Below are 16,937 nucleotides of genomic sequence, written 5' to 3'. Positions count from 1 at the left end.
TTATAAAACGTCGCTTGCAGACTCAGCCAAAATACGGCGCGCAATAATTACACGCATAATTTCGTTAGTGCCCTCTAAAATTTGATGAACGCGTACATCACGTACATGGCGCTCAAGCGGGTATTCTTTTATGTAACCGTAACCACCATGAATTTGCAGTGCGTCGTTACACACAGTAAAGCCAACATCGGTAGCAAAACGTTTAGCCATGGCGCAGTAAGTGGTTTTTTCAACGTCGTTATTATCAAGTTTAAATGCAGCAAGCCTAACCATTTGGCGCGCAGCTACAAGTTCGGTGTTCATATCGGCAATTTTAAATTGCAATGCTTGAAACGCAGCCAATGGTTTACCAAATTGTGTACGTTCTTTTAAATATTCACGGGCGGTATTAAGCGCCGCTTGCGCTGTACCAATTGAACATGTGGCAATGTTAATTCGGCCGCCATCAAGGCCTTGCATCGCAAATTTAAAGCCTTCGCCCTCTGCGCCTAACAAGTTATGCGCAGGAATGCGTACATCTTCAAAGCTAATTAGGCGTGTTGGTTGTGCGTTCCAACCCATTTTTTCCTCAGCTTTGCCGTATTCAACGCCTTTTGCGTCGGCAGGCACTACAAATGCCGAAATACCCGCAGCGCCTTCGCCGCCTGTACGTGCCATTACAACTAGCACTTCGGTTTCGCCAGCGCCCGATATAAACATTTTTGAGCCGTTAATAACGTACTCATCGCCCTCAAGCACGGCTTTTGTTTTAAGTGATGCGGCGTCTGAGCCCGATCCAGGCTCTGTTAAACAGTAAGAGGCAAGTAGCTCGCCCATTACTAATTGCTCTACGTATTTGTCTTTAACGGCATCGGTACCAAAACTTGCTACCATCCAGGTAGCCATATTATGAATGGTTAACATAGCCGTTGTTGCGGTACAGCCCATAGCAAGTTGTTCAAAAATAATGCTCGAATCTAAACGAGATAAACCAAGGCCGCCTGCTTCCTCTGGCGTGTATAAACCACAAAAACCAAGCTCGCCCGCTGCTTTAATCGTGTCTTTAGGAAAAATATGTTCGCGATCCCATTTTGCGGCATGGGGCGCAAGTTCTGACTCGGCAAATTGGCGTGCTGTTTGAGCAAAGGCTTGTTGATCTTCTGATAAGTTAAAGTCCATGGTAGACCTCTTTAATTGTGTTAGTTGTGTTGTTAGTGTTTCCCGTCACAGGGATAGTTTGTGACGAGCGGCGAAGGCTTATGTGTGTGTTGTGTGTGAAGTAGCCTTCGCGCCCATCTTTTTTATTAATTATTCTTTTATTTACTCATTTTTTAATTACGATTATTTTAAGTTAATACTCATGTTTGGACCCGACGCAATGTCGTCTTCAAACCAACGTGATGTAATCGTTTTAGTTTCTGTATAAAAACGAATACCTTGTTTACCGTACGTGTGAGTATCGCCATAAAATGAGCCTTTCCAACCAGTGAACGAAAAGAACGGAAGTGGCACCGGAATTGGCACATTAATACCTACTTGGCCTACTTCAATTTCGTGTTGGAATTTACGAGCCACTGCGCCGCTTGAGGTAAATAACGAGGTGCCGTTACCGTAAGGGCTGTCGTTAATAAGTGCGATTGCCTCATCAAGCGTGTCTACAAACATACACGCCAGTACTGGACCAAATATTTCTTCTTTGTATAAATCCATCTCTTTGGTTACATCGGTAAATAACGTTGGGCCAACCCAGTTACCTTGCTCATACCCTTCAACCGTAAAGTCAGAACCATCAATTAAACAAGTAGCGCCTTGCTCTTTACCACCAGCAATGAGTGATAAAATACGTGCTTTTGCTGCTTTTGATGTTTGTGGACCGTATGCCGCGTTTGCATCATCCCACACGCCTGGGCGTACATTTTTAAAGCCTGCTTTAATTTCATCTACCCACTGACTTGCTTGACCTACAAATACAGCAACCGAAATACCCATACAACGCTGGCCAGCAGCACCTACTGATGCGCCTACTAGGTTGTTTACAACGTGCGATTTACTTGCATCAGGCATAATGACCATGTGGTTTTTAGCGCCAACACACGCTTGCACGCGTTTAAGATTTTGTGTGCCTTTAGAATAAATATAAGCACCTACACCACACGAGCCAACAAACGAAATAGCACGCACTGCTTTATCTTCTAGTAAGCGGTCTACTTGTGGTTTTGTACCATGAACAACCTGTAATACGCCTTTTGGTGCACCGGCTTCAATAAATAGCTCTGCTAAGCGCATAGGTGTAAGTGGGTCTTGCTCAGACGGTTTTAAAATAAAGGTGTTACCACACACAATAGCCAGCGGGAACATCCAAAGAGGGATCATTGCTGGGAAGTTAAACGGGGTTACGCCCGCGCATACGCCAAGTGGCTGCATGTAAGAATACGTATCGATTTTACGCGCTACGTTCTCCATTGTTTCACCCATCATTAATGATGGTGCGTTCGCTGCTTGTTCTACTACTTCAATACCGCGCCAAACATCGCCTTTTGCATCTTCAAACGTTTTACCCAATTCGTGGCAAATAATGGTAGCAAGCTCATCATGATGTTCTTTTAATAGCGCAGCGTACTTCATCATAATGCGAGCACGTTCAGTAATAGGTACGTCTTTCCATGTTTTAAACATCTCAGAAGCTGAGGCTATTGCCGCGTCCATTTCTGATTCTGTGGTACATGGCACTTGTGCAAGTACTTCTTGAGTTGCTGGGTTTATAACATCGATAAGCTCTTTTGATGCTGATTGAATAAATTCGCCATTAATAAGTAGTGGTACTTGGTGCATGATTAAATCCTAGTGTGTGAGTTGTGTGTTCTCTTTTAAAATTGGTAGCGCCGCTTTGTTAGTATTATTAGTGCAGCGCTTTTATAGTTATTCGTACAGCTTTCTTATAACTATTAAATACCTAGTTAATATGCTTCTACGGCCATAGCAACCGCTTCACCGCCACCAATACATAAAGACGCAATGCCTTTTTTAAGGCCTCGGTTTTTAAGGGCATGAATAAGCGTTACTAAAATACGCGCGCCGCTTGCACCAATTGGGTGGCCAAGTGCACATGCACCGCCATTAACGTTTACTTTGCTTTCATCAAGTTTTAACTCGTTAATAGCCAGCATGGTTACCATGGCAAATGCTTCGTTAATTTCCCAAAGGTCAACATCGTTTACAGCCCAACCTGCTTTTTCAAGCACGCTGTTCATAGCCCCTACTGGCGCTACTGTAAATTCACTTGGTTTTTGAGAGTGCGTGCTGTGCGCTACAATTTTACAAAGCGGTGTTAAGCCTTGCTCTTTTGCTTTTGATTCGCTCATTAATATAAGCGCTGCGCCACCGTCTGAAATTGACGATGAATTAGCCGCTGTAATAGTGCCGTCTTTTTTAAAAGCAGCACGTAAGGTAGGAATTTTTTCTGGGCGGGCGTTACCTGGTTGCTCATCAATCGATACTGTTACATCGCCTTTGCGTGTTTGCATTGTATGGGGTGCAACTTCGTTATCAAAGCTACCATTTTGTATCGCGGCTTTAGCTTTACTTAATGAGCCTAATGCAAACGCATCCATTTGCTCACGACCAATGCCGTATTCGTCGGCGGTGTCTTGTGCAAAACACCCCATTGCTTTGTTGTCGTAAGCATCTTCAAGGCCATCGCTCATCATGTGATCTTTTATTTCGCCATGTCCCATACGCATTCCGCCACGCGCTTTTGGAATAAAGTACGGTGCGTTTGTCATGCTCTCCATGCCACCGGCAATAGCAGATTGAATAGAGCCTGCTTTAATTAAATCGTTTGCAAGCATGGCCGCTTTTAAACCAGAGCCACATACTTTGTTTATTGTTGTAGCGCCAGTGCTAAGTGCAAGGCCTGCTTTTAACATTGCTTGGCGTGCGGGTGCTTGTCCAAGGCCTGCTGGTAATACGCAGCCCATAATTACTTCGTCTATTGCATCATTAGCTAAACCAGTTTGTGCAAGTGCGCTGGCAATGGCGGTTGCGCCAAGCTCGGTAGACTGCGCATCACTTAACGCTCCCATAAAACCACCCATTGGGGTGCGTTTTGCTGCTACAATTACCACTGATTCTAAAGTCATAACTAACTCCATTGTATTTATATGCAAATAGTTGTTAGTATATTTGCTCTATTAATTTAGTATTCATTTATTATTTATTACCCTTACACAATACTAACGTTTACGCCAACGTCAACTAAAAACAGCTTAATTTTTAGTTTTATAAGTGTAAGGATTATTTTCCATCGGTTAGACTAAACTGATAAAATAAAATTAACCCATTGAATATTAATAATATAAATCAATACCTCGCTTAAACATCCCTTTATAAATAGTTTCAAATCACACCAAGCTTTACCTTTACGTAAACTTCACTTATATTGGAGTTATTCGAATGAGGTAAATACAATTATGAAACCAGATAATCAAACAAACTTTGCAAGCTCAGCCAAAATGCCGGCCAGTAATGAACAAACATTTAGCATTAGCGAACTCGCTAAAGAATTTGACATTACAACCCGCTCTATTCGCTTTTACGAAGACCAAGGGTTAATAACGCCAGAACGTAATGGTCAAACCCGTATTTATTCAAAACGCGATAAAGTGCGTTTAAAACTAATATTACGTGGTAAGCGCCTTGGCTTTACATTGGCCGAAACCGGTCGTTTGTTTGAACTGTACGACGCAGATAAATCAAGCGCTAAGCAGTTGGTTACTATGCTTGACCTTATTTCAGAAAAAAAAGCAGACCTATCTCAACAAATGGACGACATTAAAGTTGTTCTTATGGAGTTGGTGACGGCCGAGCGCCGCTGTAGAGACACGCTTAATAAAATAGACAAGTAAGTTTATTTTTAAAATAAAAACACACTGACAACACACACGTCACACAGGAATGAATCATGAGCACTATTTCACTATATAAAGAAATGAACTTTGGCCTTGGCGAAACCGCCGATATGATCCGCGACCACGTAAACAGTTTTGCGAGTCAGGAGATTGCCCCGCTTGCTGAAAAAACGGACTTAGATAACGCTTTTCCAAATCAACTTTGGTCTCAAATGGGCGAAATGGGCGTACTAGGTATGACCGTATCTGAAGAACTTGGCGGCGCCGGTTTAGGTTACTTAGAACATGTTATTGCTATGGAAGAAATTAGCCGTGCCAGTGCCTCTATAGGGTTAAGCTATGGAGCACATTCAAACCTGTGCGTTAATCAAATTAACCGTAACGGCACACAAGCTCAAAAAGAAAAATACTTACCTAAGCTTATTAGTGGCGAGCACATTGGTGCCCTTGCAATGAGCGAGCCTAATGCGGGCTCTGACGTTGTATCGATGAAACTCAAAGCCGAAAAAAAAGGCGATAAGTACATTTTAAACGGTAATAAAATGTGGATCACCAATGGCCCAGACGCGCACACGTTAGTAATTTACGCTAAGACAGATTTAAACGCCGGCGCTAAAGGCATTACCGCATTTATTGTTGAAAGTGACTTTCCTGGTTTTTCAACAGCGCAAAAGCTCGACAAACTGGGCATGCGCGGCTCAAACACCTGTGAGCTAGTATTTGAAAACTGCGAAGTGCCAGAAGAGAATATTTTAGGTAACTTAAACGAAGGCGTTAAAGTACTTATGAGTGGCCTTGATTACGAACGCGTAGTACTTGCAGCGGGCCCGCTTGGCATAATGCAAGCGTGTATGGACATAGTGGTGCCATACATTCATGAGCGTAAACAGTTTGATACCCCGATTGGTCAATTTCAGTTAATTCAGGGCAAAGTAGCCGACATGTATACACAAATGAATGCTGCGCGTTCATACGTATACACAGTAGCTAAAGCGTGTGACCGAGGCGAAACAACCCGTAAAGATGCAGCCGGAGCAATTTTATACGCAGCAGAGCTTGCAACTAAAATGGCACTAGATGCGATTCAAATTTTAGGTGGCAATGGCTACATAAACGAATACGCAACAGGTCGCCTACTTCGTGACGCTAAATTATACGAAATTGGTGCAGGTACATCAGAAATACGCCGCATGCTTATTGGCCGCGAACTTTTCACAGAAAGCCGTTAAGGATTAAACCATGACTATTTTAAAATCGAGCGTTAATCCTCACGACCCAACGTTTGTGCAAAACCATAAAAATATGTCAGCGCTGGTGGATGATTTACGCGATAAAGTAGCAACAATTAGCCAAGGCGGAGGCGCTGCATTAAAAGAGCGCCACGAAGGCCGTGGTAAATTATTTGTACGCGACCGCATAAATACATTAATTGACGAAGGCTCACCGTTTTTAGAAATTTCGCAATTTGCAGCCTTTGGTGTGTACGAACAAGCAATACCTTGTGCAGGCGTTGTAGCCGGTATTGGCCGTGTTAAAGGCGTTGAATGCATGATTATTGCAAACGATGCCACGGTTAAAGGCGGTACATATTTTCCGCTTACCGTTAAAAAACACTTACGCGCACAAGACATTGCAGAGCGCTGCCACTTACCATGTATTTATTTGGTGGATTCGGGCGGTGCTAACCTGCCTGAGCAAGACGATGTATTTCCGGACAAGTTGCATTTTGGTCGTATTTTTTACAATCAAGCCCGTATGTCGGGTAAAGGCATTCCACAAATTGCCGTGGTAATGGGATTATGTACCGCAGGTGGTGCGTACGTACCTGCAATGGCCGATGAAAGCATTATTGTAAAAGATCAAGGCACTATATTTTTAGCAGGTCCGCCCCTTGTAAAAGCAGCAACCGGCGAGGAAGTAACAGCCGAAGAACTAGGCGGCGCCGATGTGCACTGTAAAATTTCGGGTGTTGCCGATCACTACGCTGAAAACGATGCTCATGCGCTGTCTATTGCGCGCCAATGTATTGAGCGTATTAATTACACACGCCCTACAGCCCCTCTTCTAGATGATGTAAAACCACCCCGTTACGATATAAACGAGCTTTACGGCATTGTAGGCACCGACCTTAAAAAGCCGTTTGATGTACGCGAAGTAATAGCTCGCACAGTGGACGACTCATCATTTGATGAATTTAAACGTTACTTTGGTGAAACGCTGGTCACCGGTTTTGCCAGTATTTACGGCAATCCTGTTGGCATAGTGGCTAATAACGGTATTTTATTTAGTGAGTCGGCGCAAAAAGGCGCGCACTTTATTCAACTGTGCGCTCAGCGCAATATTCCTTTAGTGTTTTTACAAAATATTACCGGCTTTATGGTGGGTAAAAAATACGAAGCCGAAGGTATTGCTAAGCACGGCGCTAAAATGGTGATGGCGGTTTCGTGTGCTGATGTGCCTAAATTCACTGTACTTATTGGCGGCTCTTACGGCGCAGGTAACTACGGAATGTGTGGCCGTGCATTTGAACCAACCATGATGTGGATGTGGCCTAATGCCCGTATTTCTGTCATGGGCGGCGAGCAAGCAGCGGGTGTAATGGCGCAAGTTAAACAAGATGGTTTAGCACGCAAAGGCCAGAGCATGAGCGAGCAAGAAATTAGTGACTTTAAAAAGCCAATTATTGATCAGTACGAAGAGCAAGGTCATCCGTATTACGCAAGCGCACGCTTGTGGGACGACGGCATTATAGACCCTGCCGATACGCGTAATGTATTAGGGCTTGCGTTAACGGCTGCGAATAACGCACCAAAACGTGATTCGAAATTTGGCGTATTTAGAATGTAACCGGAGCGCAAAATGTCAGTAACACTACAAATAACAAAATCTAATGTGGCTGTACTTGTGTTAAGCCGCCCAGAAAAAAGAAACGCATTTAACAGTGAAGTAATACACGAGCTGATTCAGTGTATTGAACATGCAAATACGCTTGATATTCGTGCTTTGGTTTTAAAAACAGAAGGTAAACACTTTTCAGCCGGTGCTGATTTAGCCTGGATGAAGTCGATGGCGGATAACAACTACGCCGATAACCTAGCTGATTCAATGCAATTAGCTAAATTAATGCAGGTCTTGGCAAGATCCCTTCATCCTACAATTTGCGCTGTGCAAGGTGCTGCTTTTGGTGGTGCTCTGGGTTTAATAGCCTGTTGCGACATAGCCCTTAGTAAAGACGATGCACAATTTTGTTTAAGCGAAGTAAAGCTGGGTCTTATTCCTGCGGTTATTAGCCCGTATGTAATTAAAGCGATTGGTGAGCGCGCTGCTCGCAGGTACTTTTTAACGGCTGAAGTGTTTGATGCACATACTGCTAAGCAACTTGGTTTAATTCATCAAGTAACCGGTAATTTAGACTGTGCACTCGATAATATGCTGCAAACACTGATTGATAACGGACCTGTTGCAGTAAAAGCCGCAAAAGCATTAATTAACGATGTAGCAAATAAAGAAATTACCGATGAACTCATTGAGCTTACCGCAGAGCGTATTGCAAAAATTCGCGTATCTGAAGAAGGTCAAGAAGGGCTAAGTGCTTTTTTTGATAAACGCCCACCCGCTTGGCAACTGTAGGATTGATTATGAACACACAACGATTACAAAAAATACTGATTGCCAATCGTGGAGAAATTGCGTGCCGAGTAATGCGCACTGCAAAACAAATGGGCTTAACCACGGTCGCGGTTTATTCTGATGTAGACAAACATGCCCAGCATGTAAAAATGGCTGACGAGGCTTACCATATTGGTGCTGCGCCAAGTAAAGATTCGTATTTAGTAGCAGACAAAATTTTACAAGTTGCCAAAGACTGCGGCGCTGATTGTATTCACCCAGGCTATGGTTTTTTATCTGAGAACAGCGAATTTGCTAAAGCCTGCGAAGCTAATAACATTGCTTTTGTAGGACCACCAGCAAGTAGCATTGAAGCAATGGGGTCTAAAACCCGCGCTAAAGAAATAATGGCAGCTGCTAATGTGCCATTAGTACCAGGTTATTATGGTGATAAACAAGACCCTGCTTTTTTACAAAGTGAAGCTGAAAAAATTGGCTACCCTGTACTCATCAAAGCGGCCTTTGGCGGCGGCGGTAAAGGCATGCGTGTGGTTGAAAAAGCACAAGACTTTATGAGCGCATTACAAGGTGCGCAACGTGAAGCCATTGCCGGTTTTGGTAACGATTTAGTATTACTTGAGCGCTACGTTAACCAGCCTCGCCATGTTGAAGTGCAAGTATTTGCAGATAACCATGGCAACTGTGTTTATTTAGGTGATCGTGATTGTTCTTTGCAACGTCGTCACCAAAAAGTAATTGAAGAAGCCCCTGCTCCGGGTTTATCTGACGAACTACGCAAAGAAATGGGCGAAGCAGCTGTACGTTGTGCACTAGCTATAAATTATAGAGGCGCAGGTACGGTTGAATTTTTACTGTGTGGCGATGAATTTTTCTTTATGGAAATGAATACGCGCCTACAAGTAGAACACCCTGTGACCGAAATGGTAACGGGCGTAGATTTAGTCAATTGGCAAATTAATATTGCGGGTGGGCAAACATTGCCACTGACACAAAGCGATATTCAATTGCAGGGTCATAGCTTTGAAGCGCGTATATACGCAGAAGATCCAGCTAACGACTTTATCCCGTGCTCGGGCACTATTGAAGCACTACACACACCGCTTAACAGCGAATTTGTACGCATTGATACAGGCATTGCACAAGGCGACGAAATCAGCCCGTTTTACGATCCGATGATTGCAAAACTTATTGTGCACGATGACAATCGCGAACAAGCACTGAGCCGTTTACAACACGCTCTTGAGCAATTTCATTTAGCGGGTTTTAGCACTAACATTGGCTTTTTACATAATTTAGCAAGCCACCCTAAGTTTAAACAAGGTGCGCCAAGTACACACTTTATTGCTGAGCAAGGTGATTCGTTAGTTGCGGTTGACAAATCGTTATTACAAGCAAGTCAGCTTATTGGTGCTTTTGCGTATTTAGAATCGTTAACTAATACCAAAAATGCGCAAAGCAGTGCAAGCCCGTGGCAACAGCTGAATGGTTTTACACTCAATGCACCACAAGTAATTAAAGTCCCTTTTGCCGATTTACAGCTAAGCGCTATAAAAACCACAGCGGGCTATAATATTACGCATAACGAGGATGTATTTAGTTTACAAGGCACATTAAATAATAATCTTTGCAGTGTATTTATTAACGGTGAAAAACATAGCGCGCACGTAACTACTGTAGGTAATAATACTGTTGGCAATATTGTCACTGTTATGAATAAAGCACTGCAAACTAAGCTTGAACTAGTTGATAAACATTATATTAGTTCGCATGAAAGCGAAGCACTGCCACTTGCCGCCCCACTCAATGGCACGGTAGTTAAGCACTTAATTGACATTGGTAGCACAATTACCAAAGGCGATGCGGTTGTAATTATTGAAGCCATGAAAATGGAATACACGCTTAACGCACCACACGACGGCATTTTAAAAAGCTACTGTTTTGGTGAAGGCGAATTAGTAACGCACGGAGCCTTACTTGCTATTGTCGAAGATACAACAGAGGAAGGTGCATAATGAGTGCCTTTGCAAATAAAGTACGTATTGTTGAAGTAGGTGCGCGAGACGGCCTACAAAACGAAAAAACAGTAAGCACAGCCGATAAAGTAGCGCTTATTAACGCCCTAAGTGCTGCAGGTTTGAAAGATATTGAAGCTGGCGCGTTTGTATCCCCAAAATGGGTGCCACAAATGGCAGACTCAGCGGATGTAATATCAGCCCTTAATTTACCCGATGTAAATTTAAGCGCCCTTACACCTAACTTAAAAGGTGCACAAGCAGCGCATGCTGTTGGCATTAAAGAGTTTGCTATATTTACCGCTGCGAGTGAGTCGTTTTGTCAAAAAAACATAAACTGCTCAATAGAGCAAAGTATTGAACGCTTTAGCGAAGTCATGGCGTTTGCTAAAACGAATAATATCCGCGTTCGTGGTTATGTAAGCTGTGTGCTAGGTTGCCCCTATGAGGGTGAAATTGACCCGCAAGCAGTACTCAAGGTATCGCAAAAGCTGTTAGATTTAGGATGTTACGAAGTAAGCCTTGGCGATACCATAGGTGTTGGCACCGCTAAAAAAGTAACGCAGTTAATAGAGTTACTTTTAACGCACATTGATAAAACCAAGTTGGCCGTGCATTTTCATGATACATACGGCCAAGCGCTCACAAATATTTACGCAGCTTTAAGCCTAGGTATTGCAACGGTTGACGCGGCAGTTGCGGGCCTTGGTGGCTGTCCTTATGCTAAGGGTGCGTCAGGAAATGTTGCCACCGAAGATGTAGTTTACTTACTACAAGGGCTTGGCATTGAGCATGGAATTGATTTACAAAGGTTAAGTGACGCTGGCTGGGAAATAACCAAAGCACTTGGTAAGCAACCTGTGAGCAAAGTATCTGTGGCACTACACACTAAATAACCTGAGCTCTGGATAATAAATCTATCTCGAGCAGCTATTTTCAGCACTAACTGCGTTGAATTTACTTGCAATAGGCCAGCTATTGACGCGTAAATTCGCCTTGTTTTCACTGAAAATCTCTGGCTAAAGAAAATAAATTTAAATATCACCCTAATTCAATATGTTAGTAAATCTCTTAACCAGAGTTCAGGTTAAATGGCTATCTTATAAAATGATGATTAAAGATAATTAACAACAAATAGCACACAATGAGGAGAGACTCATGGCCGGTTTTGATAAGGTAGTTTCTAGTTACGAAGCTGCAATGGAAGGATTAAAAGACGGCGATACCATTATTGCCGGTGGTTTTGGTTTATGTGGTATTCCTGAGGGCTTAATTAAACAAATTAAGCAGATGCAAACAAAAAACTTAACTGTAGTATCTAATAACTGTGGTGTTGATGACTTTGGTTTAGGTATTTTATTACAAGACAAACAAATTAAAAAAGTAGTTGCCTCGTACGTTGGCGAAAACGCCCTATTCGAGCAGCAGTTATTAAGTGGCGAAATTGATGTAGAGCTTACGCCTCAAGGCACACTTGCTGAAAAAATGCGAGCTGGTGGCGCGGGTATACCTGCGTTTTACACCGCCACCGGTTACGGTACTCCTGTGGCTGAGGGTAAAGATGTAAAAGAGTTTAATGGTCGCCCGTATATTTTAGAAGAATCTATAACGGGTGAATTTGCTATTGTTAAAGCGTGGAAAGCCGACCGCTTTGGTAATTTAGTGTTTAGACACACTGCCATGAACTTTAATCCAATGGCTGCAACAGCAGGCAAAATTACCGTTGCCGAAGTAGAAGAAATTGTAGAACCGGGTGAGCTTGAGCCAAGCCAAATTCATACCCCAGGTATTTTTGTAAATCGCGTTATTAAAGGCAGCTTTGAAAAACGCATTGAACGTGTAACAACACGAGATTAAGCAGGAGCATAATTATGGCATTATCACGTGAACAAGTTGCAATGCGCGTTGCACAAGAACTTCAAGATGGTTACTACGTAAATTTGGGCATAGGAATTCCGACACTCGTTGCAAACTATGTACCAGATGATATTGAAGTTATGTTACAGTCCGAAAATGGCCTTTTAGGCATGGGCCCGTACCCCACAAAAGCAGAGCTAGACGCCGATATGATTAACGCGGGTAAAGAAACCGTGACAGCAGCCAAAGGTGCAGCCATATTTAATAGTGCAGATAGTTTTGCCATGATACGGGGTGGTCATGTAGACTTAACCGTTCTGGGTGCATTTGAAGTTGACCAGAACGGCAACATCGCATCGTGGATGATCCCTAAAAAGCTGATTAAAGGCATGGGTGGCGCGATGGATTTAGTCGCTGGCGCGAAAAATATTATTGTAACTATGACCCATGCAAGTAAGCATGGTGACTCTAAACTATTAGAGGCCTGCTCTTTACCGCTTACTGGCGTTAATTGCGTAAAAAAAATAGTAACAGATTTAGCCGTATTAGAAGTTAAAGACGGCGCATTTCATCTATTAGAACGTGCTCCGGGCGTATCTGTTGATGAAATCATTAGTAAAACAGCAGGTAAATTACTTGTTGACGGTGAAGTTCCAGAAATGGTTTTTTAGGCTTTAGCTTAAAAATAACGCTTTACCCTGTACCGCCCTCATTCCCAGTGCCAATGGCGCTGAGTTACCCAAAATCCCTCGCAAGAGGGATTTTTTTTGTCCTTTTGCATTCTTTTTAGGCTAATTCATACATCTGTAGTAAATTTTTATCTATAATAGTTGCATAAATAGATGATTAGTTAGCTAGAGCATTTGCACTACTTTGTTGTTATCATGCACCACTTTTGTGAACTTGCTCTATGAGTAATTTTAACTTGTTGAAATTACTAACATTACTAACTGGTTCGATTTTTGCCTATACTAGGCTATATAAACAACTTAATACTGGAAAACATGCAAACTCCTATTCGTGGCCTTCGATCTTTTTGCTTTGCAGCAAGAAGCCTAAGTTTTAAGCATGCAGCTAATGAGCTGTACTTAACACCTTCGGCAGTAAGCCATCAAATAAAACAACTTGAAGAACAGCTTGGTATTGAACTTTTTCAGCGTAAAACACGTTCAATAAGTTTAACAACAGCTGGTAAAAACTTTTTTGATGCCGTATCTCCTATCATTACCATGTTAGAAGGTACCATTAACGAGTTTAGTCAGATGCAACAAAACACTAATTTAACAATTACCTTGCCTGAGTTTTTTGCAAGCGAACTACTTATGCCTAAATTAAGCGAGTGGACGACAGAGCATCCTAATATTAATTTACAAATGGATACGCTTAAAACACGCAAAGAAATAACACGGCATAGCGATTTGTCTATTGTATTGTCCTCTAGTAAACCTACTGAAGGCTTAGTAACTGAATTATTTAATCTTGAATATATCCCTGCGTGTAATGAAAAACTGCTCAATCAGTGGAAAAATGATCATCGTAAAGCACTAAACCAAGTTCCGCTAATTCTACATAAAGCGCGTCCTTGGGCGTGGCATCAATGGGCTGAAAAAGCAGGCATTGATGACTTTTCTCCTTCGCAAATTATCCAAATAGACAGTATGTTTGGTGTAGCACGTGCTGCGCAGCAAGGCATGGGCATTGCGCTTATTCCACTGCCAATTAGTCAAAGTTGGTTAGATGAGAAGTGGCTCTATAAATTATTTGAACAGCCTTTAACAACTAAAGATAAATACTACTTAGTACAACACGAATCCAACATACCTAATCACCCACTTGATTTATTTGCGAAGTGGGTTGTAAATACGTTTAGAAAAATCCAAGAATAACCCCCGATTAGACGAGTTCAGTAATACAACCTACTGTGTGTTGTATTACTGAACTCGTCTAATACCAACCTGCATAAATCTTTGATCAATTTAACGAATTAAATTGCACTATTACGTCGTTAAAAATTTTTTATTTACGACTGCATGGATGCAGGAGGTAGAGCAATGCAGGGAGCAATTGCCGAGAACAACTAGATACAAAAATTTTTGCCTAGTTCTAGCGTAATTTTCTTAACGTTAAATAGACCCCATATATAAGCAGATTGGTATAACTCCCTGCAATTTTGAATTTTTATTTAAATACATAAGCTTAGCAACGCACATTAGACTAAAGTCTATAGTTTAATTTTTTTCACTCATTGGTTTCGTTTTTATCGTTTGTCGAGAATAAGGTTAAATACTAAAGTTACATTATCAGCTCGAAACAATTTAATTTAACTGTTTCATAAAAAGTAATAAATGCAATTTTTTGGGTTTTAGTTTCTCAAATGTTGCAGTGAAAAGAATCTTATATTGTGTGTGTAAGATGTTGTCAGTGTGAAAAGCAGTTCAAGTTAGGTGGTGACTTAGCTTGAACTGTTTTTATTCTTGGTTCATACCACATGATTTGTAATACAAGACTACGAAATTTTAGCAAGCAGAATCTTTATATTGTGTGTGAAGATATTGTCAGTGTGAAAAATAGTTCAAGTTAGGTGGTGACTTAGCTTGAGCTATTTTTATTTACTTGCAACTACATAATATATATAGAATATAAGTTAAATACTTTAGGAACTGTTATCTCTAAAGGTTTAATTTCCAACGGCATGTTTTTTTTAGGCAAAACAAAACTTATAATGTGTTGATATTAGCCATACATAGCCGTTCACAAAGTATAAATACCAAACCTTGCGCCGCGATTCCCCCCACTAGATAGAACGAATTTAATCCTAAAAGCTCAACAGCTCCTATTAAAACCCTAGTAAGTTAAAGCTTACTAGGGCGTGTTGACCTTTCGTGGTTGAATTTGCAGCAGGCTTTTTAGGCAAGGCAGAGCCTATTTAGTGTGGTTATTCCCCATAAATAGGCGATAACGCAGCATAAATACCAAACATGCGCTGCCCTTTGGGTTCTTTCTAGGGGCGATTAACTCTTTGTTGTCTACATGGATGTAGGTAAGGGGCGTGAGCAGGACGCGGAAGCTTTGCTCGGTTTTTACTTAGCCCGCTAGGTTACAAACCTCACCCCGCGATTTAATCGCCCCTAGATTGAACAAATTTCAATCCACAAAGATCAACACGCCCTAATATTTTTTTGAAAATTAAATTATGTCTGGAATAATTTTAATTTAACTTTTATCTCGCGGTACAAAATCAAGTACGGTTGCGTTAATACAATAGCGATCGCGCCCTCTTGGACCTTCACCTGGGAACAAGTGCCCTAAGTGTATACCAGTACTTTTTGAGCGAAGCTCAATGCGAGTCATACCCCAACTACTGTCGTCATGCTGTGTTACATTGTTCTTTACTGGATGAGTAAACGACAACCAACCAGTACCTGAGTTAAACCTATCGCTTGTATCAAATAGTGGCTCACCACTTAATTTATCTACAAAAGTACCGTCAGGTGTATTTTTAAACTCTTTGTACTCTTTACAGTAAGGTCTATCTGTTCGCGCATCAAATGCAACTTTGTAAGCATCGCTGTTACCTAATTTAAAAGCGCCTAATGCTTTATAAAACTCTTCAGGCGTTGCGTAACCTTGACGGCCATATACCTCAACGCCATTTTCTAAAAACAAAATGGTCGGTGTTGCCCACGTGGCTGACTTAATAGTTAAATCATCAAGTTGGTCAGCATGGCGAAACGACATTGGTATTGTCCCTTTGTAGTCATTTGCGACTGCTTTTTTGAATTTTTCACAGTATGGGCAGTATTCACGTGAATCTAAGACTACGATTTGCTTTCCTGCTAATAAAGCAGTGTTATCTACTTTTTCTACGGGTGTTTTATTAAAAACAACACCGGTAGAATGATCTGGGCAATAGCCATTAGGGTTCTTTTCTAAATAATTTTGATGATACTCTTCTGCCGATACAAAGCCTTGAAGCGGTTTAATAACTGTTTCAATTTTGCCGTAGCTCGCATCAGTTAAAAGTTGCTGATATTTCGACTTAACTTGCTCTGCAACTTTAGCCTGCGCATCGGTAGTCGTTAATACGATTGAACGATATTGCGTACCGATGTCGTTCCCTTGGCGATTTTTTTGCGTAGGATCGTGACTTTCAAAATAGTTTTTTAATAGATCTTCTGCTGAAATTATATTGCTGTTATACATAACTTGTACAACTTCAGCATAATTGTTCTCGTCAAAACGACGAGACTGATCAGTAATGTTTCTGTACGTTGCTTTAAAGCCTTTGCCGTCAGCGTAACCCGACTCAGCATCTATAACGCCATTAAGCGCTTCGTAGCGTTTTTCGGCTCCCCAAAAACAACCGGATCCAAGTACAATAGTTTCTACATGCATGGTTGCTTCGACATTACTGTGCTCAACCTTTTCCATAGATAAAGCAAAACTGCCTGCGCTAAATATAATAGCAGCGCCTGATAAATATAATAAATGCTGGTGTTTCATAAAGTACCTCATAAACAAGTGCGTGCTAATTAAGACCTCCTTATCTTAA

General features: G+C 41.7%; 13 protein-coding genes. 9 read left to right on the top strand and 4 right to left on the bottom strand.

Going from position 1 to position 16,937, the window contains the following annotated elements:
* The 3 genes from LOS73_RS11930 to LOS73_RS11920 form a co-directional block, all read right to left on the bottom strand.
* Positions 1 to 1,158, bottom strand: coding sequence for an acyl-CoA dehydrogenase family protein (locus LOS73_RS11930; protein WP_002961869.1), 1,158 nt, complete (start codon positions 1,156 to 1,158; stop codon positions 1 to 3).
* 162 nt (positions 1,159 to 1,320) lie between these two features.
* On the bottom strand, positions 1,321 to 2,811 hold the full coding sequence (locus LOS73_RS11925; RefSeq protein ID WP_457933710.1) for a CoA-acylating methylmalonate-semialdehyde dehydrogenase: 1,491 nt from the start codon (positions 2,809 to 2,811) through the stop codon (positions 1,321 to 1,323).
* A 125-nt stretch (positions 2,812 to 2,936) separates the two neighbouring features.
* Positions 2,937 to 4,118, bottom strand: coding sequence for a thiolase family protein (locus LOS73_RS11920; RefSeq protein ID WP_008135263.1), 1,182 nt, complete (start codon positions 4,116 to 4,118; stop codon positions 2,937 to 2,939).
* A gap of 330 nt (positions 4,119 to 4,448) precedes the next feature.
* On the opposite strand from LOS73_RS11920, the gene LOS73_RS11915 reads away from it, so the two are divergent.
* From LOS73_RS11915 to LOS73_RS11875, 9 genes are all read left to right on the top strand, one after another.
* On the top strand, positions 4,449 to 4,883 hold the full coding sequence (locus LOS73_RS11915; protein ID WP_457933709.1) for a MerR family transcriptional regulator: 435 nt from the start codon (positions 4,449 to 4,451) through the stop codon (positions 4,881 to 4,883).
* Positions 4,884 to 4,939: 56 nt separating this feature from the next.
* Positions 4,940 to 6,115, top strand: coding sequence for an isovaleryl-CoA dehydrogenase (locus tag LOS73_RS11910; protein ID WP_341604040.1), 1,176 nt, complete (start codon positions 4,940 to 4,942; stop codon positions 6,113 to 6,115).
* A gap of 10 nt (positions 6,116 to 6,125) precedes the next feature.
* Entirely contained in the window at positions 6,126 to 7,733 is a 1,608-nt protein-coding gene (locus LOS73_RS11905; RefSeq protein WP_457933708.1) for a carboxyl transferase domain-containing protein, read from the top strand.
* A 12-nt stretch (positions 7,734 to 7,745) separates the two neighbouring features.
* Positions 7,746 to 8,516 (top strand): enoyl-CoA hydratase/isomerase family protein, encoded by a 771-nt coding sequence (locus tag LOS73_RS11900; protein ID WP_033041145.1) that lies wholly within the window; start codon positions 7,746 to 7,748, stop codon positions 8,514 to 8,516.
* Positions 8,517 to 8,524: 8 nt separating this feature from the next.
* On the top strand, positions 8,525 to 10,528 hold the full coding sequence (locus LOS73_RS11895) for an acetyl/propionyl/methylcrotonyl-CoA carboxylase subunit alpha (protein WP_007376574.1): 2,004 nt from the start codon (positions 8,525 to 8,527) through the stop codon (positions 10,526 to 10,528).
* A complete protein-coding gene (locus LOS73_RS11890) occupies positions 10,528 to 11,424 on the top strand; it encodes a hydroxymethylglutaryl-CoA lyase (protein ID WP_457933707.1) in 897 nt (298 codons plus the stop codon). Before LOS73_RS11895 ends, LOS73_RS11890 begins: the two co-directional genes overlap by 1 nt.
* A 262-nt stretch (positions 11,425 to 11,686) precedes the next feature.
* The gene (locus LOS73_RS11885) at positions 11,687 to 12,385 is read left to right on the top strand and encodes a CoA transferase subunit A (protein ID WP_007376576.1); all 699 of its coding nucleotides are present in this window, start codon (positions 11,687 to 11,689) and stop codon (positions 12,383 to 12,385) included.
* Between the two features lie 14 nt (positions 12,386 to 12,399).
* Positions 12,400 to 13,056 carry a CoA transferase subunit B gene (locus LOS73_RS11880; protein WP_007376577.1) on the top strand — a complete coding sequence of 219 codons (657 nt, stop codon included), beginning with the start codon at positions 12,400 to 12,402 and terminating at the stop codon, positions 13,054 to 13,056.
* A gap of 333 nt (positions 13,057 to 13,389) precedes the next feature.
* Positions 13,390 to 14,271: a LysR family transcriptional regulator gene (locus LOS73_RS11875; RefSeq protein WP_007376578.1), complete on the top strand. Its 882-nt coding sequence runs from the start codon at positions 13,390 to 13,392 to the stop codon at positions 14,269 to 14,271.
* Positions 14,272 to 15,598: 1,327 nt separating this feature from the next.
* On the opposite strand, the gene msrA is transcribed toward LOS73_RS11875, so the two are convergent.
* Positions 15,599 to 16,888, bottom strand: a complete 1,290-nt coding sequence (msrA, locus tag LOS73_RS11870) for a peptide-methionine (S)-S-oxide reductase MsrA (RefSeq protein WP_007376579.1) — start codon at positions 16,886 to 16,888, stop codon at positions 15,599 to 15,601.
* Positions 16,889 to 16,937 lie beyond the last annotated feature (49 nt).

The sequence above is a fragment of the Pseudoalteromonas sp. SCSIO 43210 genome, assembly GCF_054133285.1.
This window is presented reverse-complemented; position numbering and strand designations above follow the sequence as displayed.

What these genes read in the sequence shown, in the direction of transcription:
- LOS73_RS11925 (WP_457933710.1), bottom strand. Translation starts at nt 2,811, where the DNA reads ATGCACCAAGTACCACTACTTATTAATGGCGAATTTATTCAATCAGCA.
- LOS73_RS11910 (WP_341604040.1), top strand. Translation starts at nt 4,940, where the DNA reads ATGAGCACTATTTCACTATATAAAGAAATGAACTTTGGCCTTGGCGAA.
- msrA (WP_007376579.1), bottom strand. Translation starts at nt 16,888, where the DNA reads ATGAAACACCAGCATTTATTATATTTATCAGGCGCTGCTATTATATTT.
- LOS73_RS11900 (WP_033041145.1), top strand. Translation starts at nt 7,746, where the DNA reads ATGTCAGTAACACTACAAATAACAAAATCTAATGTGGCTGTACTTGTG.
- LOS73_RS11930 (WP_002961869.1), bottom strand. Translation starts at nt 1,158, where the DNA reads ATGGACTTTAACTTATCAGAAGATCAACAAGCCTTTGCTCAAACAGCA.
- LOS73_RS11885 (WP_007376576.1), top strand. Translation starts at nt 11,687, where the DNA reads ATGGCCGGTTTTGATAAGGTAGTTTCTAGTTACGAAGCTGCAATGGAA.
- LOS73_RS11880 (WP_007376577.1), top strand. Translation starts at nt 12,400, where the DNA reads ATGGCATTATCACGTGAACAAGTTGCAATGCGCGTTGCACAAGAACTT.
- LOS73_RS11890 (WP_457933707.1), top strand. Translation starts at nt 10,528, where the DNA reads ATGAGTGCCTTTGCAAATAAAGTACGTATTGTTGAAGTAGGTGCGCGA.
- LOS73_RS11875 (WP_007376578.1), top strand. Translation starts at nt 13,390, where the DNA reads ATGCAAACTCCTATTCGTGGCCTTCGATCTTTTTGCTTTGCAGCAAGA.
- LOS73_RS11920 (WP_008135263.1), bottom strand. Translation starts at nt 4,118, where the DNA reads ATGACTTTAGAATCAGTGGTAATTGTAGCAGCAAAACGCACCCCAATG.
- LOS73_RS11915 (WP_457933709.1), top strand. Translation starts at nt 4,449, where the DNA reads ATGAAACCAGATAATCAAACAAACTTTGCAAGCTCAGCCAAAATGCCG.
- LOS73_RS11905 (WP_457933708.1), top strand. Translation starts at nt 6,126, where the DNA reads ATGACTATTTTAAAATCGAGCGTTAATCCTCACGACCCAACGTTTGTG.
- LOS73_RS11895 (WP_007376574.1), top strand. Translation starts at nt 8,525, where the DNA reads ATGAACACACAACGATTACAAAAAATACTGATTGCCAATCGTGGAGAA.